The organism is Prevotella sp. KH2C16 (genome assembly GCF_900113305.1).
In the GTDB taxonomy this organism is placed as follows: domain Bacteria; phylum Bacteroidota; class Bacteroidia; order Bacteroidales; family Bacteroidaceae; genus Prevotella.
On sequence record NZ_FOOW01000034.1, the window covers coordinates 1 to 16,704 of the forward strand.

Here is a 16,704-nt window from a genome sequence, read left to right on the forward strand (position 1 = left end):
AAGGCTTGCCTGTACGTAATTGCTCGGCTGCCAACTTGTAATCTATTTCTTCGTTTGCCATCTTAAAATAAACGTGTTAAACTACTTTTTTATTGGTGCCTGACACAGTTTACTTTACATTCTCGTTTAAGAAAAACAAGGCCATATACCATAAACAACATTACGACAGGCCCAAAAACAAGTAGGATGTTGAAACGAATTATTTTATTCCTGATAGCATCCCTGTTGCCGGCAGGTCTTGCCTTGGCACAGGAAACTACGGCATTCAAAGCCCCTATGTATGTAAAAAGTGAGCTGGGAAAATATCGCAGCGAGGCTTCCTTCAAACTAAAACCGCGAAGCTATTCTGAAGGCTATGTACGAATACACGGTCGTCCGGTATCAGACTTCTTGATACCCATACTCTTGTCTACGCTCTCCAAAGAACGGTTTCGTGAACTCCAACCTTATGGCTTGCGGATAAACTTACACTTTAATGGTATCGAAAAGTATCTGGCCTATGTATCTTTCAGATATGAGCAAGGGACAAAGGTCTTGGATGCACTATTGACCAACGAAGAGATGAATGCCATAGAAAAGGCTTGTAAGAAGTTGGAATTTGAATACGACTTTTGGTTTACTAATGAGTTAGATGATTTTACTGAACTTTCTTGTTATATAAGTTTTAAAGATTTTAAAATCAAAAGGCACAAGGTCATATACACCAACTACTTTTTTGGCGAACCTTAAATAGTGTATGTTGAGGCGAATTATTTTATTCCTGATAGCATCCCTGTTGCCGGCAAGTCTCACCCTGGCACAGGAAAGGCAATATACAGAGGAAACGGCTTTTATGAAAGATGGCATGACTATAATGTATTGAAAAATCAAAGGCCGCAAGCAAATGAATGCTTGCGGCCTTTGTTATAGACAGACTCTCAACCTATTCAGCTACGACATTATCTGCAAAGTCGAGTATGTTCTTGCGATTGGCCTCCATACGCTCGTAGTCCTCACGGCTACCCACGATGAGTTTATCGAAAGAACGCTGTCCTGTGCCGGCCGGAATCAGATGGCCGCAGATGACATTCTCCTTCATACCCTCCAGCGCATCCACCTTGCCACGAATGGCAGCCTCGTTCAACACCTTGGTTGTTTCCTGGAATGAGGCGGCACTCATGAAGCTCTTCGTACCGAGAGCCGCACGGGTAATACCCTGAAGCACCTGTGTGGCGGTAGCCTGAACGGCATCACGCACCTGGACAAGATGAAGGTCGCGGCGCTTCAGACTTGAGTTCTCATCGCGCAACTTACGCACCGTTACGATCTGTCCCTTTCGCATAATATCAGAATCGCCGGCATCCACTACGACTTTCTTACCCCAGATGCGGTCGTTCTCGTCGGCAAAGTCAAGCTTGTCAACAAGTTCTTGCTCGAGGAAGGTAGTATCGCCCGGATCGTTAATCTGCACCTTGCGCATCATCTGGCGCACGATAATCTCGAAGTGCTTGTCGTTGATCTTCACACCCTGAAGGCGATAGACATCCTGAACCTCATTCACAATGTACTCCTGCACGGCAGTAGGACCTTGGATGGCAAGGATATCATCGGGAGTTACGACACCATCGGAAAGCGGAGTGCCCGCACGGACGGCATCATGCTCCTGCACGAGAATCTGACGATTCAAGCTGACAAGATACTTCTTCTGGTCGCCAGTTTTGGAAGTAACGATAATCTCACGGCTACCACGCTTAATCTTACCCATGCTCACCTCTCCGTCAATTTCGGACACGACTGCCGGATTAGACGGGTTACGAGCCTCGAGAAGCTCCTGTACGCGTGGAAGGCCACCGGTAATATCACCAGCACTTGCCACATTACGAGGAATCTTGACAAGGGTCTTACCAGTTACGATGGTCTCGCCATCCTCAACCGCAATGTGTCCTCCGATCGGGAAGTTATAAGTTGCAACGATATTGCCATTCTTATCGATGACATCGCATGAAGGCACGAGGTTGCGTTCCTTGGGCTCTACGACGATGCGCTCCGTCAGACCCGTAGTTTCGTCGGTCTCGGCCTTATAGGTCGAGCCCTCGACAACATCGTGGAACTTCAGCGTACCAGCATACTCACTTACAATGACGGCATTGAACGGATCCCACTTGGCGATGAGGTCGCCTTTCTTAACCGTATCTCCATGAGCAAAGTAGAGTGAACTTCCATAAGGCACATTCAGCGTACTCAATGAAATATTAGTATTAGGATCCACAAAACGGATTTCGGCCAATCGGCTTACCACCATCTTGCAATCCTTGCCTTCCTCATCCTTGAAGTCAACGGTACGAAGCTCGTCGAACTCAATCTTAGAATCGTTCTTCGCCCTGATAGACGCATTCGCTGCCGCTCCACCAGCCACACCGCCGGCGTGGAAGGTGCGCAGGGTAAGCTGTGTACCAGGCTCACCAATGGCCTGTGCCGCAATGACACCCACGGCCTCACCCTTCTGTACCATACGGGCAGTGGCAAGGTTACGGCCATAGCACTTAGCACAAACACCCTTCTTGCTCTCACAAGTGAGCACGGAACGAATCTCAACCATCTCAATAGGAGTGGCCTCTATCTTTGCGACGGCATCTTCCGTGATCTGCTCGCCGGCAGAACAAATGAGCTCACCAGTCGTAGGATCCAATATGTCATGGACTGACACACGACCCAGAATACGCTCGCCAAGAGTGGCTATGACTTCATCGCCATTCTTAAGCGCACGGCACTCAAGGCCACGCAATGTACCACAGTCATCTTCCGTAATAATCACATCGTGGCTGACATCTACAAGACGACGGGTCAGATAACCTGCATCGGCAGTCTTCATGGCCGTATCGGCAAGACCCTTACGCGCACCGTGAGAGGAGATGAAGTACTCCAGCACGGACATGCCTTCCTTGAAATTGGAAAGGATAGGATTCTCAATCGTACCACGACTGTCGGCACCCGCCTTCTGAGGCTTGGCCATCAAACCGCGCATACCGGAGAGCTGCTTGATCTGGTCCTTGGAACCACGGGCACCGGAATCCAGCATCATAAAGACGGCATTGAATCCCTGGTCGGCCTCCGTCATCTCCTTCATCAAGACATCGCCAAGCTCGTTGTTGACATGAGTCCATGCATCGATAACCTGATTATAACGCTCGGTATCGGTGATGAAACCCATATTATAGTTGTTGGTGATTTCCTCCACTTCCTTATTACCCTTCTCCACGATGGAAACCTTTTCCTTCGGGATGATGATGTCGTCAAGGTTGAAAGAAAGACCTGCCACATAGGACATGTGATAACCCAGATTCTTGATGCCATCCAGGAATTCACAGGCGCGAGCCATACCTACAGCCTTAATGGCACTGGCAATGATGCTACGCAGCGTCTTCTTGGAAATCACATCATTGAAGTAGCCTACCTCTACAGGTATAATCTGATTGACAATCACTCTGCCTACCGAGGTTTCCACCAAATGACGGACAGGCTTGCCATCGACGACATCGTCGACCATGACCTTTACCTGTGCATGCAGGTCGCAACGGCCTTCATTGTTTGCAACAAAAGCCTCCTCCGGACCATAGAATGTCAGTCCTTCACCCTTTGCTCCCGGGCGTATCTTCGTGATATAATACAATCCCAGTACCATGTCCTGAGAGGGAACGGTAATCGGGGCACCATTGGCAGGATTGAGAATGTTATGGCTCTGAAGCATCAACACCTGAGCCTCAAGGACGGCCTCGTTACTCAATGGGAGGTGGACAGCCATCTGGTCGCCGTCGAAGTCGGCATTGAAAGCGGTACAAGCCAACGGATGAAGCTGAATGGCCTTGCCTTCTATCATCTTCGGCTGGAATGCCTGAATACCAAGTCTGTGAAGCGTAGGGGCACGGTTCAGGAGCACAGGGTGTCCTTTCATCACATTCTCCAAGATATCCCAGATTACCGGCTCGCGGCGATCCACAATCTTCTTGGCACTCTTCACGGTCTTTACGATGCCCCGCTCAATGAGCTTGCGGATAATGAAGGGCTTGTAGAGCTCTGCAGCCATCAACTTAGGCAAGCCACACTCACCCATCTTCAACTCAGGACCGACAACGATTACGGAACGAGCCGAATAGTCAACACGCTTACCAAGCAAGTTCTGACGGAAGCGCCCCTGCTTACCTTTCAGGGAATCAGAAAGAGACTTCAAGGGGCGATTGCTCTCGCTCTTCACGGCACTTGCCTTGCGGGAGTTGTCGAACAAAGAGTCGACAGCCTCCTGCAGCATGCGCTTCTCATTGCGGAGAATAACCTCAGGAGCCTTGATTTCCACCAATCTCTTCAGGCGATTGTTACGGATAATTACACGACGATAAAGATCGTTCAAGTCGGATGTTGCAAAACGGCCTCCATCCAACGGAATCAACGGGCGAAGCTCTGGTGGAGTTACAGGAATAATCTTCATGATCATCCACTCCGGCCTGTTGATATTCTTTGATCCACGGAAAGCCTCGACAACCTGCAAGCGCTTCAAGGCGTCGGTCTTACGCTGCGCGGAAGAGTCGTTGTTGGCCCGATCGCGCAACTCATAAGATATTTTATCGAGACCTGTCTGACCATTCTCATCTTCTATGCTAAGTTCTGCGAGAAGATTCTGAACAGCTTCGGCACCCATCTTGGCAACGAACTTATTAGGGTCAGCATCGTCCAAGAGGTCGTTGTTAGGATCGAGGCGGTTATCGACAATGTCAAGATACTCATCCTCTGAGAGGAGGTCATATTTGTGAGAACCATTGATCTCTACACCTTCCGCATCAAGAACGCCCTCAAGTTTACCAGGCTTGATAACAATATACTTCTCATAATAGATAACTGAATCAAGCTTCTTCGTGGGGATTCCCAGCAGATAGCCTATCTTATTCGGCAGTGAACGGAAATACCAGATATGGGCCACCGGAACAACGAGCTCTATATGGCCCGAACGCTCACGACGCACTTTTTTCTCGGTAACTTCCACACCGCAACGATCGCAGACAATACCCTTGTAGCGGATACGCTTGTATTTGCCGCAGGCACACTCATAGTCCTTGGTCGGACCAAAGATGCGCTCGCAGAAGAGACCGTCGCGCTCCGGCTTATATGTACGATAGTTGATCGTCTCAGGCTTGGTAACCTCACCATACGAATTTTCCAGGATTTCTTCAGGAGAAGCCAGTCCGATGGTAATCTTCGTAAAATTATTCTTTACCTTTGTATCTTTTTTGAAAGCCATGTTTCTTATATTTGTTAAAAGGGTTCTCGTTTAATCAAGTTTCACGCTTAATCCTAGGCCACGAAGTTCGTGAAGAAGCACATTGAGCGACTCCGGGATACCCGGAGTTGGGAGAGGATCGCCCTTAACGATGGCCTCATAAGCCTTCGAACGACCGACAACATCATCACTCTTGATTGTCAGAATCTCCTGAAGTACATGGGCGGCACCGAAACCTTCAAGTGCCCAAACCTCCATCTCTCCGAAACGCTGACCTCCAAACTGAGCCTTACCTCCAAGAGGCTGCTGGGTAATCAAACTATAAGGACCAATGGAGCGAGCATGCATCTTGTCCTCAACCATATGACCGAGTTTCAAGAAGTAGGTTATGCCAATTGTTGCAGGCTGGTCAAACATCTCGCCTGTCTCACCATCATATATATGAGTAGAGCATAAGCGTGGCAGTCCCGCCTTGTCAGTCCATTTCTGAAGATCAGCAAGCTTGGCACCATCAAAGATTGGAGTTGCGAACTTAACGCCGAGTTTCTTACCCGCAGCACCGAGGATGGCCTCGAATATCTGGCCAAGGTTCATACGGGAAGGCACACCCATCGGGTTGAGTACCAAGTCTACCGGACGGCCATCCTCAAGGAATGGCATGTCCTCCATACGGACAACCTTAGAGACAATACCCTTATTACCATGACGACCGGCAAGCTTATCTCCCACCTGAATCTTACGCTTCTTCGCAACATAGACCTTGGCCATCTGAAGCACTCCCGAAGGAAGCTCGTCGCCAATCGTAATAGCAAACTTGCGACGCTTCAACTCGGCATCCATCTGCTTATACTTGCGCATATAATTCATGATAAGATTGGAGATGAGCCTGTTCTTATGCTCGTCATTCGTCCAGTTATTACTCTCTATACCGTCGTATTCAATATTCTTCAAGGCTGCAACCGTGAAATTGCTACCTTTCGTAATAATCTCTGCGCCAGTATAATCCTTAATACCCTGTGATTTCAAGCCTTTGGTAAGCTCAAGCAACTTGTCGATAAGAATATCCTTCAAATCGTCTACCTTTGCCTCATATTCCTCGTCGATCTTGGCCAAAAGAACCTTGTCTTGCTTCTTCGACTCACGAGTCTTAATAGACCGGGAGAACAACTTCTTGTCTATGATGACACCGCTCAGCGAAGGATTAGCCTTTAACGAAGAATCCTTTACATCGCCGGCCTTATCGCCGAAAATCGCACGGAGCAGTTTCTCTTCTGGAGAAGGATCGCTCTCTCCCTTAGGAGATATCTTGCCAATCAGAATATCGCCCGGCTCTACACGAGCGCCCACACGGATGATACCATTATCGTCAAGATCCTTCGTTGCTTCTTCTGACACATTGGGGATATCGGATGTAAATTCCTCATAGCCGCGCTTAGTCTCACGAACATCAAGAGAATATTCGTCAACATGCACGGAGGTTAACACATCCTCGCGAACCATGCGCTCCGAAATTACAACGGCGTCCTCGTAGTTATAACCCTTCCAAGGGATATAAGCGACAAGAAGGTTACGCCCCAATGCAAGTTCTCCGTTTTCAGTAGCATACCCTTCTGTCAGGATATCACCCTTCTTAACACGCTGACCTTTGTCGCAGATAGGACGAAGGTCGATGGTCATATTCTGATTTGTCCGACGGAACTTAGGGATTCTATATTCTTTCAAGGCAGGCTCGAAACTTACGAACTCTTCCTCCTCTGTACGGTCATAGAGAATGCGAATTGTAGTTGCATCGACATATTCTATTACACCATCACCTTCAGCGATTATCATCGTGCGTGAATCCTCGCAGGCCTTTTTCTCCAAGCCCGTACCCACGATAGGTGCATCGTTATGGAGCAAGGGAACTGCCTGGCGCATCATGTTACATCCCATCAAAGCACGGTGTCCGTCATCATGTTCCAAGAAAGGAATCAGGCCAGCAGACAGAGAAGCTATCTGTTGTGGAGAGACATCCATGTAGTCTACCTGCGAAGGTGGTACTACCGGATAGTCAGCATCCTGCCGGCACTTAACCATTTTACGAACGAAACTTCCATCTGCATTGAGAGGGGCATTACCCTGACCGATGATCCTGTCTTCCTCTTCCTCTGCAGTAAGATAAACAACATGATCGTTGTCCATATCCACGACAGAATCTACTATCTTACGGTAAGGGGTTACTATAAAACCAAGGTCATTAATCTTGGCGTATAGACAGAGCGAAGATATCAGACCGATATTGGGACCTTCAGGCGATTCTATCGGACAAAGGCGCCCATAATGAGTATAGTGCACATCACGGACCTCAAATCCAGCACGCTCACGAGTAAGACCGCCAGGACCAAGAGCTGAAAGGCGGCGCTTATGCGTAACTTCCGCCAATGGATTAGTCTGATCCATGAACTGGCTAAGAGGATTTGTCCCAAAGAAAGAATTGATTACGCTGGAGATTGTCTTGGCATTAATCAAATCTGTCGGGGTAAACACCTCATTGTCGCGTACATTCATACGCTCACGAATGGTGCGGCTTACACGAGCCAAACCTATAGAGAACTGATTTGCCAACTGCTCACCGACCGTACGAACACGGCGATTACTCAAGTGGTCAATATCATCAAGTGCTGCATTGGAATTGATTAGATTAATCAGATATTTGATAATCTCTATAATATCTTCTTTGGTCAGAACGCGAATATCCGAATCGATATTCAGACCCAGCTTCTTGTTGATACGATAACGGCCAACCTCACCAAGATCATAACGCTTATCAGAGAAGAACAGATTGGTGAAAACCTCACGAGCACTGGCATCATCAGCAGGGTCTGCATTGCGCAACTGGCGATAGATATAGAGCACGGCCTCCTTTTCTGAGTTTGAAGGATCTTTCTGCAGAGTATTGAAAATGAGGGAATACTTCTGGGCAGCCTCCTGATCCTTGTGAAGCAAGATGGTCGAAGCCCCACTCTCAAGAATTTCCTCAACATTCTCAGCCGTGATTTCTGTCTCACGATCGAGAATCACTTCGTTACGCTCAATAGAAACGACCTCACCTGTATCCTCATCAACAAAGTCCTCATTCCAGCTCTTCAGTACACGAGCGGCAAGCTTGCGACCGATAGCAGCCTTCATGTTTTTCTTGTTTACCTTCACCTCTTCGCAAAGGTCAAATATCTGAAGAATATCCTTGTCGCTTTCATAACCGATAGCACGGAGCAAGGTCGTAATAGGCAACTTCTTCTTACGATCAATATAGGCATACATCACATTGTTGATGTCAATAGAGAACTCTATCCATGAGCCCTTGAACGGGATGATACGAGCACTGTAAAGCGGAGTGCCATTTGCATGCAATGTACTGCTGAAGAACACGCCCGGAGAACGATGCAACTGAGCAACGACTACACGCTCAGCCCCATTTATAATGAAGGTTCCATTCTCAGTCATATACGGGATTGTCCCCAAAAATACATCTTGAGTTACAGGTGCAAAAGCCTCATGGTCGGGGTCCGTGCAGTAGAGTTTCATCCTGGCCTTCAAAGGTACGCTATATGTCAGACCACGCTCAAGACATTCGTCAATTGTATAGCGCGGAGGATCAACATAGTAATCCAAGAACTCAAGAACGAAATTATTACGAGTATCGGTAATAGGGAAGTTCTCTGCGAACACCCTATATAGCCCGTCGTTCTTGCGTTCCTCAGGCGGAGTATCCAACTGTAAGAAGTCCTTGAAAGACTTCAACTGCACATCGAGAAAATCCGGATATGGATACGGATTATGCACGCTGGCAAAATTTACTCTGTTATCAACAATTTTTGTAGCCATATATATAGTTATAATATTCAGTTTTTTAGCCTTGCCGGCTTGTAAAGGCCTTGGTCCTTGAAAAGCACAAAAAGGTTAGGACACACCGACCGGGCATATCCTAACCGTATTTTAGAGTAATAAGAGCCGTATTACTTGAGCTCTACCTTAGCACCAGCTTCCTCGATAGTCTTCTTCAAGTTCTCAGCCTCTTCCTTAGAGAGACCTTCCTTAACTGTTGCAGGAGCGCCGTCTACAAGATCCTTAGCTTCCTTCAAACCAAGGCCGCAAGCCTCTTTTACAGCCTTCACAACTTGGAGCTTAGTAGCACCAACCTCAGTGAGGACTACATCGAAAGAAGATTTCTCCTCAGCTGCCTCAGCTGCACCGCCAGCAGCAGGACCAGCAGCTACAGCAACAGCTGCAGCAGCAGGCTCAATACCATACTCGTCCTTCAGGACTGTTGCCAACTCATTAACTTCCTTAACTGTGAGGTTTACCAACTCCTCAGCAATAGCTTTAATATCTGCCATTTTATTCTAAATTTAATTTTATTTTTTACTAATGTTATTGACTTTATTGATGTTTGTTATTCAGGACGCTCGCCTAAAGTCTTGAGCACACCATGGATAGTGCTTGCGCCTGACTGAAGAGCAGAAACGACATTCTTTGCCGGAGATTGCAGCAACGCCACAACATCTGCAATAAGTTCATTCTTACTCTTGAGAGCTGCAAGTTCGTCGAGTTTGTCAGCACCAATGAAGATGCTTTCCTCAGCATAAGCAGCCTTAAGGGCAGGAATACCTGCTTTCTTATAATCCTTCAGTAACTTTGCAGGAACATTTGCTGTCTGTGTGAACATCACAGCAGTAGTACCCTTCAGTGCAGTATACAAAGGTTCAAAATCAATATCAGAAGCCTCAAAAGCCTTGTGAAGAAGATTATTCTTTACAACGACCATCTTGATTCCCTTCTTGAAACAATTGCGACGGAGAGCGCTGGTATCTCCTGCATTCAAACCGGTAACATCTACCAGATAAAAATGAGGGAAGTCCTTCAGTTTCTGTCCAAGTTCAGCAATAATAGTATCTTTTACTTCCTTTTTCATTTTACAAAACTTTTAGAGTTATTCAACTGATTTTGGATCAACCTTAATACCCTTACTCATTGTGCTAGAAATAAAGATACTCTTGATATATGTACCTTTCGCAGCAGCAGGCTTCAGTTTGATAACCGCAGAGATAAACTCTTTGGCATTACCTAATATCTGCTCGGATGTCATATTGATTTTCCCGATTGAAGTATGTATAATACCAGCCTTATCAACCTTGAAGTCGATTTTACCCTGCTTAACTTCCTTAACTGCTTTAGCAACATCCATAGTTACTGTACCGCTCTTTGGGTTTGGCATAAGACCGCGAGGTCCGAGTACTCGACCCAACGGGCCAAGCTTACCCATACAAGACGGCATAGTGATGATAACATCAATATCTGTCCATCCGCCTTTGATCTTTTCGACATATTCGTCAAGACCAACATAATCAGCACCCGCTTCTTTAGCAGCGGCCTCCTGATCAGGAGTACAGAGAGCCAGAACCCTTATAGCCTTGCCAGTTCCATTGGGTAATGAAACCACACCACGAACCATCTGGTTAGCCTTACGAGGATCGACTCCTAAGCGTACATCAATATCAACAGAAGCATCAAACTTGGTCGTAGTAATATCTTTAACCAACTTTGAAGCCTCCTCCAGAGTGTACGCCTTCCCTGCTTCAACCTTATCAGCCACTGATTTTTGATTTTTTGTCAGTTTACTCATTTTCCAAATTGAAGTTATAAATTATTTACCAGGGAAGTCCCCTTTTACAGTAATACCCATACTCCTTGCTGTACCGGCGATGAGACGCATAGCACTCTCTACCGTAAAGCAATTCAAATCTGGCATCTTATCCTCAGCGATTGCCCTTACCTGTTCCCAGGTAACTGAGGCAACCTTCTTTCGGTTAGGCTGACCAGACCCCGTCTTTACCTTGGCAGCCTCAAGCAGCTGAATTGCTGCAGGAGGAGTCTTGATGACGAAGCTGAAAGACTTGTCGGTATAGTAAGTGATAACAACAGGGAGAACTTTTCCTGCTTTATCCTGGGTGCGGGCGTTGAATTCTTTGCAGAATCCCATAATATTAATACCCTTAGAACCCAATGCAGGTCCTACTGGAGGGGAAGGATTCGCAGCGCCACCTTTAATCTGTAATTTGATTAATCCAGCAACTTCTTTAGCCATTTTTCTTTGTTAATAATTAATTTGATTTTTCATAAGCCGTAAGAGTGGAAGCCTCCTGCGACTATATATAAGAATATACACGCCGTAACAATTTACATGCTATCCTTCTTTTTCTACTTGCATAAAACCGAGCTCCAAAGGAGTCTTGCGACCGAAGATCTTTACCATCACTTTCAGTTTACGCTTCTCAGTATTAACCTCTTCGATTACACCACTAAAGCCGCTAAAAGGTCCGTCTACAACCTTAACAGTCCCATCAACCTCAAATGGAGTAGTATATTCATTCGTCAACTCTGCCTCTTCTGCAGCCCCGAGCATTCGGTTGATATCCGCCTGCGGAACTGGTGAAGGATTGTCGAGCCCTCCAAGGAAGCCCAAACAATTAGGCATAAAGCGAAGTGTATGCGCGACATCGCCTATAAGATGAGCTTCGATAAAGACATAGCCCGGAAGGCGCATTTTTTCTTTCTCCACTCGTTTGCCATTACGCAAAGAAGCCTGTTTTTCTGTAGGTATCAACACCTGAAAAACATTTGAGCTGAGCAGCGTGTTATGTTTCATTTCGGCCTCAATGTATTCCTTCAATTTAGCCTCTTTTCCACTAACAGCACGAAGCACATACCAGTTCTTTCCTATATCAGCCATCTTTCCCTTAGTTATTAATTTGGATAGATCGCAGTCATCAAAGTTCTGAACACACTGTCCATGGCAAACACTATCAATGCGATGACAAGGGAAGCGGACAACACGACTACCGCGCTGTGAGTCAGCTGCTTGTAGGTTGGCCATGTAGTCTTGTGGACAAGTTCATTGTAACTCGCCTTGATATTGTCTACTATCGTCTTGAATATCTTCTTAAACATACCATCCTTTATTTTGGCACGGGTTGAAAGACTCGAACTCTCGACACCTGGTTTTGGAGACCAGTGCTCTACCAACTGAGCTAAACCCGTAAATAAACTTCCGCCACCGCAGCAGCGGAAGTTTTCCATATAATATTGATTGAACTCAATTACTTGATATCATCAAGGATTGCTGTAATCTGACCAGAACCAACGGTGCGACCACCCTCACGGATAGCGAAACGCAGACCCTCGTTCAAGGCAACCTTGTAGATCAATTCAACCTCAATCTCAACATTATCACCAGGCATAACCATCTCAACACCTTCTGGCAATTTAATCTCACCGGTACAGTCCATTGTGCGGAGGTAGAATTGTGGACGATACTTGTTTCCGAACGGAGTATGACGGCCACCCTCTTCCTTCTTCAATACATAGATGGAAGCCTTGAAGTGATCATGAGGAGTAATAGCTCCCGGGTGTACGACTACCATACCACGCTTGATCTCATCCTTGTCAATACCACGGAGAAGCAGACCAACATTGTCGCCAGCCTCGCCAGTAGGCAGAGTCTTACGGAACATCTCAACGCCGGTGATAACCGACTTCTTGTCCTCGCCAAGGCCGAGCAGCTGAACCTCGTCTCCGATTTTGCAGATACCAGTCTCAATACGGCCTGTAGCAACTGTACCACGACCTGTGATAGAGAACACATCCTCAACAGGCATCAAGAAAGGCTTGTCAATCTCACGAGTCGGCTCCAGAATCCAAGTGTCAACCGTATCCATCAACTCTATTACCTTATCGCTCCACTTCTCAACTCCATTCAGAGCACCGAGAGCAGAACCACGAATGATTGGAGTATCCTCCTCATAGCCATACTGCTCGAGAATCTCACGAACTTCCATTTCAACAAGTTCGAGCATCTCCTCATCGTCAACCATATCGCACTTATTCAGGAATACTACCAGACGAGGCACATTCACCTGACGAGCGAGCAACACATGCTCACGAGTCTGAGGCATAGGACCGTCAGTTGCAGCAACCACCAAGATAGCACCGTCCATCTGGGCAGCACCCGTTACCATATTCTTCACATAGTCAGCGTGTCCCGGGCAGTCTACATGCGCATAGTGGCGATTTGCAGTTTCATACTCAATATGAGAAGAGTTGATGGTAATACCACGCTCTTTCTCCTCAGGAGCATTGTCAATCTGATCGAAAGACTTCACATCCTCGCTACCAAACCCTCTATCGTGAAGAGTCTTTGAGATGGCAGCTGTAAGAGTGGTCTTACCGTGGTCAACATGACCAATTGTACCGATGTTTACATGCGGTTTCGTCCGTACGAATTCTTCTTTAGCCATAGCTTTTAATTTTATTATTTATATACAATGAATAATCAAACTCTTGCAAATTCATCTTGTTTTTCTTCGAGTCTATAAAATAGAACAAGAAGTAGAGCTGTAACTGAGAGTTGAACTCAGGACCTCTTCCTTACCAAGGAAGTGCTCTACCACTGAGCTATTACAGCATGCCGTTAGAGCGGAAAACGGGACTCAAACCCGCGACCCCCAGCTTGGAAGGCTAGTGCTCTATCAACTGAGCTATTTCCGCAAAACTCCTACTGAAGTGGGTGGTGATGGATTCGAACCACCGAAGGCATCGCCAGCAGATTTACAGTCTGCCCCATTTGGCCACTCTGGTAACCACCCGTGTTTCAATAACTTGCCGTCTCCGAATTTCCTGAGCCTCTTGTCGGATTCGAACCAACGACCCCGAGATTACAAATCACGTGCTCTGGCCAACTGAGCTAAAGAGGCAGTTCTTTGCAGCCGCTGAGCGACTTGTATTTCGGACATATTGTAAAACGGCTGCAAAGATACGACTTATTTTCTAAATTCCAAAACTTTTTCCGGTTTTTTTTAGCGGCTACGCATTTTTTCCTTGAATTTAGTAAGCTGGACCCTCATAGAATCCACACACTGGTCCACGCTCTCCTCAAATGTATCACAAGTCTTTTCCACATAGAGCTTAGAACCCGGGACAGTAACTTCGATGCTTGCCTGCTTGTTCAATGCTGTGGCAGGTTTCACCACCTTCAACTGCACCTCCGCCTTTTGTATATCCTCATAAGATTTTTCCAACTTGGCGACTTTCTTCTCGATAAACGCCTGTAAACTCTCGGTAGCGTCGAAATGAATCGACTTCATCTTAATCTCCATAGTTACCTCCTATTTAAAAACAAGATTAAGCCCGTGGATGGGCATTCTTATAAACTTTCTTGAGTTGTTCGAATGTTGTGTGAGTATAAATCTCTGTCGTAGACAGACTCTCGTGCCCGAGCAGCTTCTTCACACTCTCAAGCCCGGCATCGTGGTTCAGCATGGCCGTCGCGAAAGTGTGGCGAAGCACATGCGGGGTACGCTCTTTCAGGGTGCATACCCGTGAAAGATTCTTTTTCACCTCGTACCTCACCTGATTGCGGTTCATCCGCTCGCCTTTATCCGTCAGAAACAGGGCTTCCGAATGCCGCGCCACTTCGCAATTGCGAAGCCGGATATATTCCAGCAAAGCCTTTTCCAGTTCCATCCCGAATGGTACGATGCGCTCTTTGTTGCGCTTGCCAAGCACTTTAACTTGATGATTGGCAAAGTCCACGGCATCGTCGTTCAGTCCGATCAATTCCGCAAGACGCATCCCTGTAGAATAGAAAGTCAATATAAGGGTTCTCGCACGAACCTCTTTATAAGTATCTCCCCAATCCTGATCAACCAGGCGGTCGATTTCCGATTCCTTGAGAAACTGCGGCAAGGGTTTCCCTCTTTTCGGCCCTTTCACCATTCTCGACGGATCAGTCTCTACCATCTTATGAGCAAGGGCAAAACGGAAAAGGGAACGCAAAGCACTCAATCTTCTGTTGATTGAAGTAGCATTGTTTCCTTTATCCATCATACTCTCCATCCAGTCTCGGATAACATCAGAGTCTATTGACTCCCAAGAGAGCTGATCATCCAAATTTTTGAAGTACGCCTCGAAACTTCTCAGGTCGTCGGCGTAACTCCTTACCGTCAGCCGCGAGCGATTTTTCCCAAACTGCAAGTAGTTCAAAAATTCTTCTATCATATCCGACGCTGCTTACTTTACGATGTACTTTCGGCAACGAATATACGGAATTTAATTCAAACTACCAAATTTTCGGGGAAGTTTTTACTCTTCCTCCTGACGCAGCTTCTGTACATAGATGGCATGTTCCATCTTGAGACGCTTCAAAACAGAAGGCTTGTCATACTGCTGACGAGCACGCAGCTCCTTGACGACACCTGTCTTTTCGAATTTTCTCTTGAACTTCTTGAGAGCTCTTTCGATGTTCTCACCATCCTTTACTGGTACAATAATCATGTTTTGCTTTTTAATATTTTATCTGTTAAACTTACGCTTTTCGGCACAAGATGCCATAATTGCGGCTGCAAAGTTACATCTTATTTCTGAAACTTCCAACTTTTCCATTCATTATTTTAACTAACAGCCCGAAGAAAAATCATTTATGGAGTCAACCTACAAACACAAGGGGACCGTTTTGGCGGTCGAGCTCCTTGCCGTTGTACATGACAGTTATATTATTATTTTTCTCCATAGATAGTTTGAATTTGACCGTCATCCTTTTTTAGGACGACATGTTCGCTATTACCAAAGCCTTTGCCTTTATGCATAGCAGATATCCTCCAGTATTTGCCCTCAATAAGATATATCTCCAATGGTTTCTTCTTATCTATGAACTCTTTACCGTATATATCAGAAAGAATGGTATATGCAATACTATAGGCCATTTCAGGGGTACGCAACACTCCCTCCTTTCTATTATACACACTATAAGGATCGGTTTTTCCCTCGTATACGAGTTCTCCTGCTTTAGCCAAGGAATCAAGCTTCTCACGATATAATTTGGAACTTGCTGGAATATTGCCTTTGAAGATAAAATCCCGCTTCTCTTCCAATATCTGGCTTTGAGGAGAAATTATCAAGATACCAACCGACAAACCTATTATAATCCCAATTATCACAAATAAAGTATTTAATAAAACTTGTTTCATAACAATTAATATTGATGATATAAAATTTTAGAATATTTTTTTGTTTTTCAACACTTGACAAAGTTTTGATTTGTAAAAATGTTGCCGTATTAGTATTTAACCTAGTAAGTAGTCCGTCCAGGTATGCCGCAGGTCGGCATTCCCGGCCGTGCCCGTGCCGCCGCTGACTTGCGGAACAACATCCGGCAACGGGTTGATGTAATAGTCCGTCCTCAACTTCCGCCCTCCCACATCATAGGTATATGTAATCTTGCCCCCATCCAGAAATAGGATTTTGTTCGGCAAACAGGGTGATGCGGCAAGTGCAATCGAGCTTGCTTGAATTGCAAAACCGCCGCCCCTATTGTACCTCTTGTACAAATTTAGACAATTATATTCAATCTTGCAAATCTGCCG

At 46.1% G+C, this 16,704-nt stretch carries 15 protein-coding genes and 5 tRNA genes; 1 reads left to right on the forward strand and 19 read right to left on the reverse strand.

Translation table 11 applies throughout. The features are described from left to right. Window positions 1-186 precede the first annotated feature (186 nt). The gene (locus BM114_RS13280) at window positions 187-729 is read left to right on the forward strand and encodes a hypothetical protein (RefSeq protein ID WP_092114151.1); all 543 of its coding nucleotides are present in this window, start codon (window positions 187-189) and stop codon (window positions 727-729) included. 193 nt (window positions 730-922) lie between these two features. On the opposite strand, the gene rpoC is transcribed toward BM114_RS13280, so the two are convergent. The 19 genes from rpoC to BM114_RS13375 form a co-directional block, all read right to left on the reverse strand. Next, on the reverse strand, window positions 923-5,269 hold the full coding sequence (gene rpoC, locus BM114_RS13285) for a DNA-directed RNA polymerase subunit beta' (protein ID WP_092114153.1): 4,347 nt from the start codon (window positions 5,267-5,269) through the stop codon (window positions 923-925). A 30-nt stretch (window positions 5,270-5,299) separates the two neighbouring features. Then, on the reverse strand, window positions 5,300-9,112 hold the full coding sequence (gene rpoB, locus BM114_RS13290) for a DNA-directed RNA polymerase subunit beta (protein ID WP_092114155.1): 3,813 nt from the start codon (window positions 9,110-9,112) through the stop codon (window positions 5,300-5,302). A 131-nt stretch (window positions 9,113-9,243) separates the two neighbouring features. Further along, window positions 9,244-9,624, reverse strand: coding sequence for a 50S ribosomal protein L7/L12 (gene rplL / locus BM114_RS13295; protein ID WP_092114157.1), 381 nt, complete (start codon window positions 9,622-9,624; stop codon window positions 9,244-9,246). A 56-nt stretch (window positions 9,625-9,680) separates the two neighbouring features. Continuing rightward, a complete protein-coding gene (rplJ, locus tag BM114_RS13300) occupies window positions 9,681-10,199 on the reverse strand; it encodes a 50S ribosomal protein L10 (RefSeq protein WP_092114159.1) in 519 nt (172 codons plus the stop codon). 18 nt (window positions 10,200-10,217) lie between these two features. Beyond that, window positions 10,218-10,910, reverse strand: a complete 693-nt coding sequence (gene rplA, locus BM114_RS13305) for a 50S ribosomal protein L1 (RefSeq protein WP_092114161.1) — start codon at window positions 10,908-10,910, stop codon at window positions 10,218-10,220. A gap of 21 nt (window positions 10,911-10,931) precedes the next feature. Then, complete coding sequence (gene rplK / locus BM114_RS13310; RefSeq protein WP_092114163.1) at window positions 10,932-11,372, reverse strand: 50S ribosomal protein L11; 441 nt, start codon at window positions 11,370-11,372, stop codon at window positions 10,932-10,934. 99 nt (window positions 11,373-11,471) lie between these two features. After that, window positions 11,472-12,017, reverse strand: coding sequence for a transcription termination/antitermination protein NusG (gene nusG / locus BM114_RS13315; RefSeq protein ID WP_092114165.1), 546 nt, complete (start codon window positions 12,015-12,017; stop codon window positions 11,472-11,474). 14 nt (window positions 12,018-12,031) lie between these two features. Then, window positions 12,032-12,235, reverse strand: a complete 204-nt coding sequence (secE, locus tag BM114_RS14760; RefSeq protein ID WP_092114167.1) for a preprotein translocase subunit SecE — start codon at window positions 12,233-12,235, stop codon at window positions 12,032-12,034. Between the two features lie 14 nt (window positions 12,236-12,249). Beyond that, window positions 12,250-12,325, reverse strand: a tRNA-Trp gene (locus BM114_RS13325). Window positions 12,326-12,384: 59 nt separating this feature from the next. After that, window positions 12,385-13,581, reverse strand: coding sequence for an elongation factor Tu (tuf, locus tag BM114_RS13330; RefSeq protein ID WP_092114169.1), 1,197 nt, complete (start codon window positions 13,579-13,581; stop codon window positions 12,385-12,387). A 95-nt stretch (window positions 13,582-13,676) separates the two neighbouring features. Further along, window positions 13,677-13,748 (reverse strand) — tRNA-Thr (locus BM114_RS13335). Between the two features lie 10 nt (window positions 13,749-13,758). Continuing rightward, window positions 13,759-13,831 (reverse strand) — tRNA-Gly (locus tag BM114_RS13340). Between the two features lie 16 nt (window positions 13,832-13,847). Next, a tRNA-Tyr gene (locus BM114_RS13345) sits at window positions 13,848-13,929 on the reverse strand. Between the two features lie 34 nt (window positions 13,930-13,963). Further along, window positions 13,964-14,037, reverse strand: a tRNA-Thr gene (locus BM114_RS13350). A 102-nt stretch (window positions 14,038-14,139) separates the two neighbouring features. After that, window positions 14,140-14,439: a ribosome hibernation-promoting factor, HPF/YfiA family gene (gene hpf, locus BM114_RS13355; RefSeq protein WP_092114171.1), complete on the reverse strand. Its 300-nt coding sequence runs from the start codon at window positions 14,437-14,439 to the stop codon at window positions 14,140-14,142. A 25-nt stretch (window positions 14,440-14,464) separates the two neighbouring features. Next, window positions 14,465-15,340, reverse strand: coding sequence for a tyrosine-type recombinase/integrase (locus BM114_RS13360; RefSeq protein WP_092114173.1), 876 nt, complete (start codon window positions 15,338-15,340; stop codon window positions 14,465-14,467). An 84-nt stretch (window positions 15,341-15,424) separates the two neighbouring features. Beyond that, window positions 15,425-15,616, reverse strand: a complete 192-nt coding sequence (rpsU, locus tag BM114_RS13365; RefSeq protein WP_092114175.1) for a 30S ribosomal protein S21 — start codon at window positions 15,614-15,616, stop codon at window positions 15,425-15,427. A 221-nt stretch (window positions 15,617-15,837) separates the two neighbouring features. Next, entirely contained in the window at window positions 15,838-16,308 is a 471-nt protein-coding gene (locus BM114_RS13370) for an NTF2 fold immunity protein (RefSeq protein ID WP_092114177.1), read from the reverse strand. 96 nt (window positions 16,309-16,404) lie between these two features. Continuing rightward, window positions 16,405-16,593 (reverse strand): cupin domain-containing protein, encoded by a 189-nt coding sequence (locus BM114_RS13375; protein ID WP_092114179.1) that lies wholly within the window; start codon window positions 16,591-16,593, stop codon window positions 16,405-16,407. Window positions 16,594-16,704: the final 111 nt, after the last annotated feature.

Excerpts from the sequence above, each read along its gene's own strand:
- BM114_RS13360 (WP_092114173.1), bottom strand. The coding sequence starts at position 15,340 with ATGATAGAAGAATTTTTGAACTACTTGCAGTTTGGGAAAAATCGCTCG.
- hpf (WP_092114171.1), bottom strand. The coding sequence starts at position 14,439 with ATGGAGATTAAGATGAAGTCGATTCATTTCGACGCTACCGAGAGTTTA.
- rpoC (WP_092114153.1), bottom strand. The coding sequence starts at position 5,269 with ATGGCTTTCAAAAAAGATACAAAGGTAAAGAATAATTTTACGAAGATT.
- rplA (WP_092114161.1), bottom strand. The coding sequence starts at position 10,910 with ATGAGTAAACTGACAAAAAATCAAAAATCAGTGGCTGATAAGGTTGAA.
- rplL (WP_092114157.1), bottom strand. The coding sequence starts at position 9,624 with ATGGCAGATATTAAAGCTATTGCTGAGGAGTTGGTAAACCTCACAGTT.
- rplJ (WP_092114159.1), bottom strand. The coding sequence starts at position 10,199 with ATGAAAAAGGAAGTAAAAGATACTATTATTGCTGAACTTGGACAGAAA.
- rpsU (WP_092114175.1), bottom strand. The coding sequence starts at position 15,616 with ATGATTATTGTACCAGTAAAGGATGGTGAGAACATCGAAAGAGCTCTC.
- tuf (WP_092114169.1), bottom strand. The coding sequence starts at position 13,581 with ATGGCTAAAGAAGAATTCGTACGGACGAAACCGCATGTAAACATCGGT.
- rpoB (WP_092114155.1), bottom strand. The coding sequence starts at position 9,112 with ATGGCTACAAAAATTGTTGATAACAGAGTAAATTTTGCCAGCGTGCAT.
- BM114_RS13280 (WP_092114151.1), top strand. The coding sequence starts at position 187 with ATGTTGAAACGAATTATTTTATTCCTGATAGCATCCCTGTTGCCGGCA.
- rplK (WP_092114163.1), bottom strand. The coding sequence starts at position 11,372 with ATGGCTAAAGAAGTTGCTGGATTAATCAAATTACAGATTAAAGGTGGC.
- BM114_RS13370 (WP_092114177.1), bottom strand. The coding sequence starts at position 16,308 with ATGAAACAAGTTTTATTAAATACTTTATTTGTGATAATTGGGATTATA.
- nusG (WP_092114165.1), bottom strand. The coding sequence starts at position 12,017 with ATGGCTGATATAGGAAAGAACTGGTATGTGCTTCGTGCTGTTAGTGGA.
- secE (WP_092114167.1), bottom strand. The coding sequence starts at position 12,235 with ATGTTTAAGAAGATATTCAAGACGATAGTAGACAATATCAAGGCGAGT.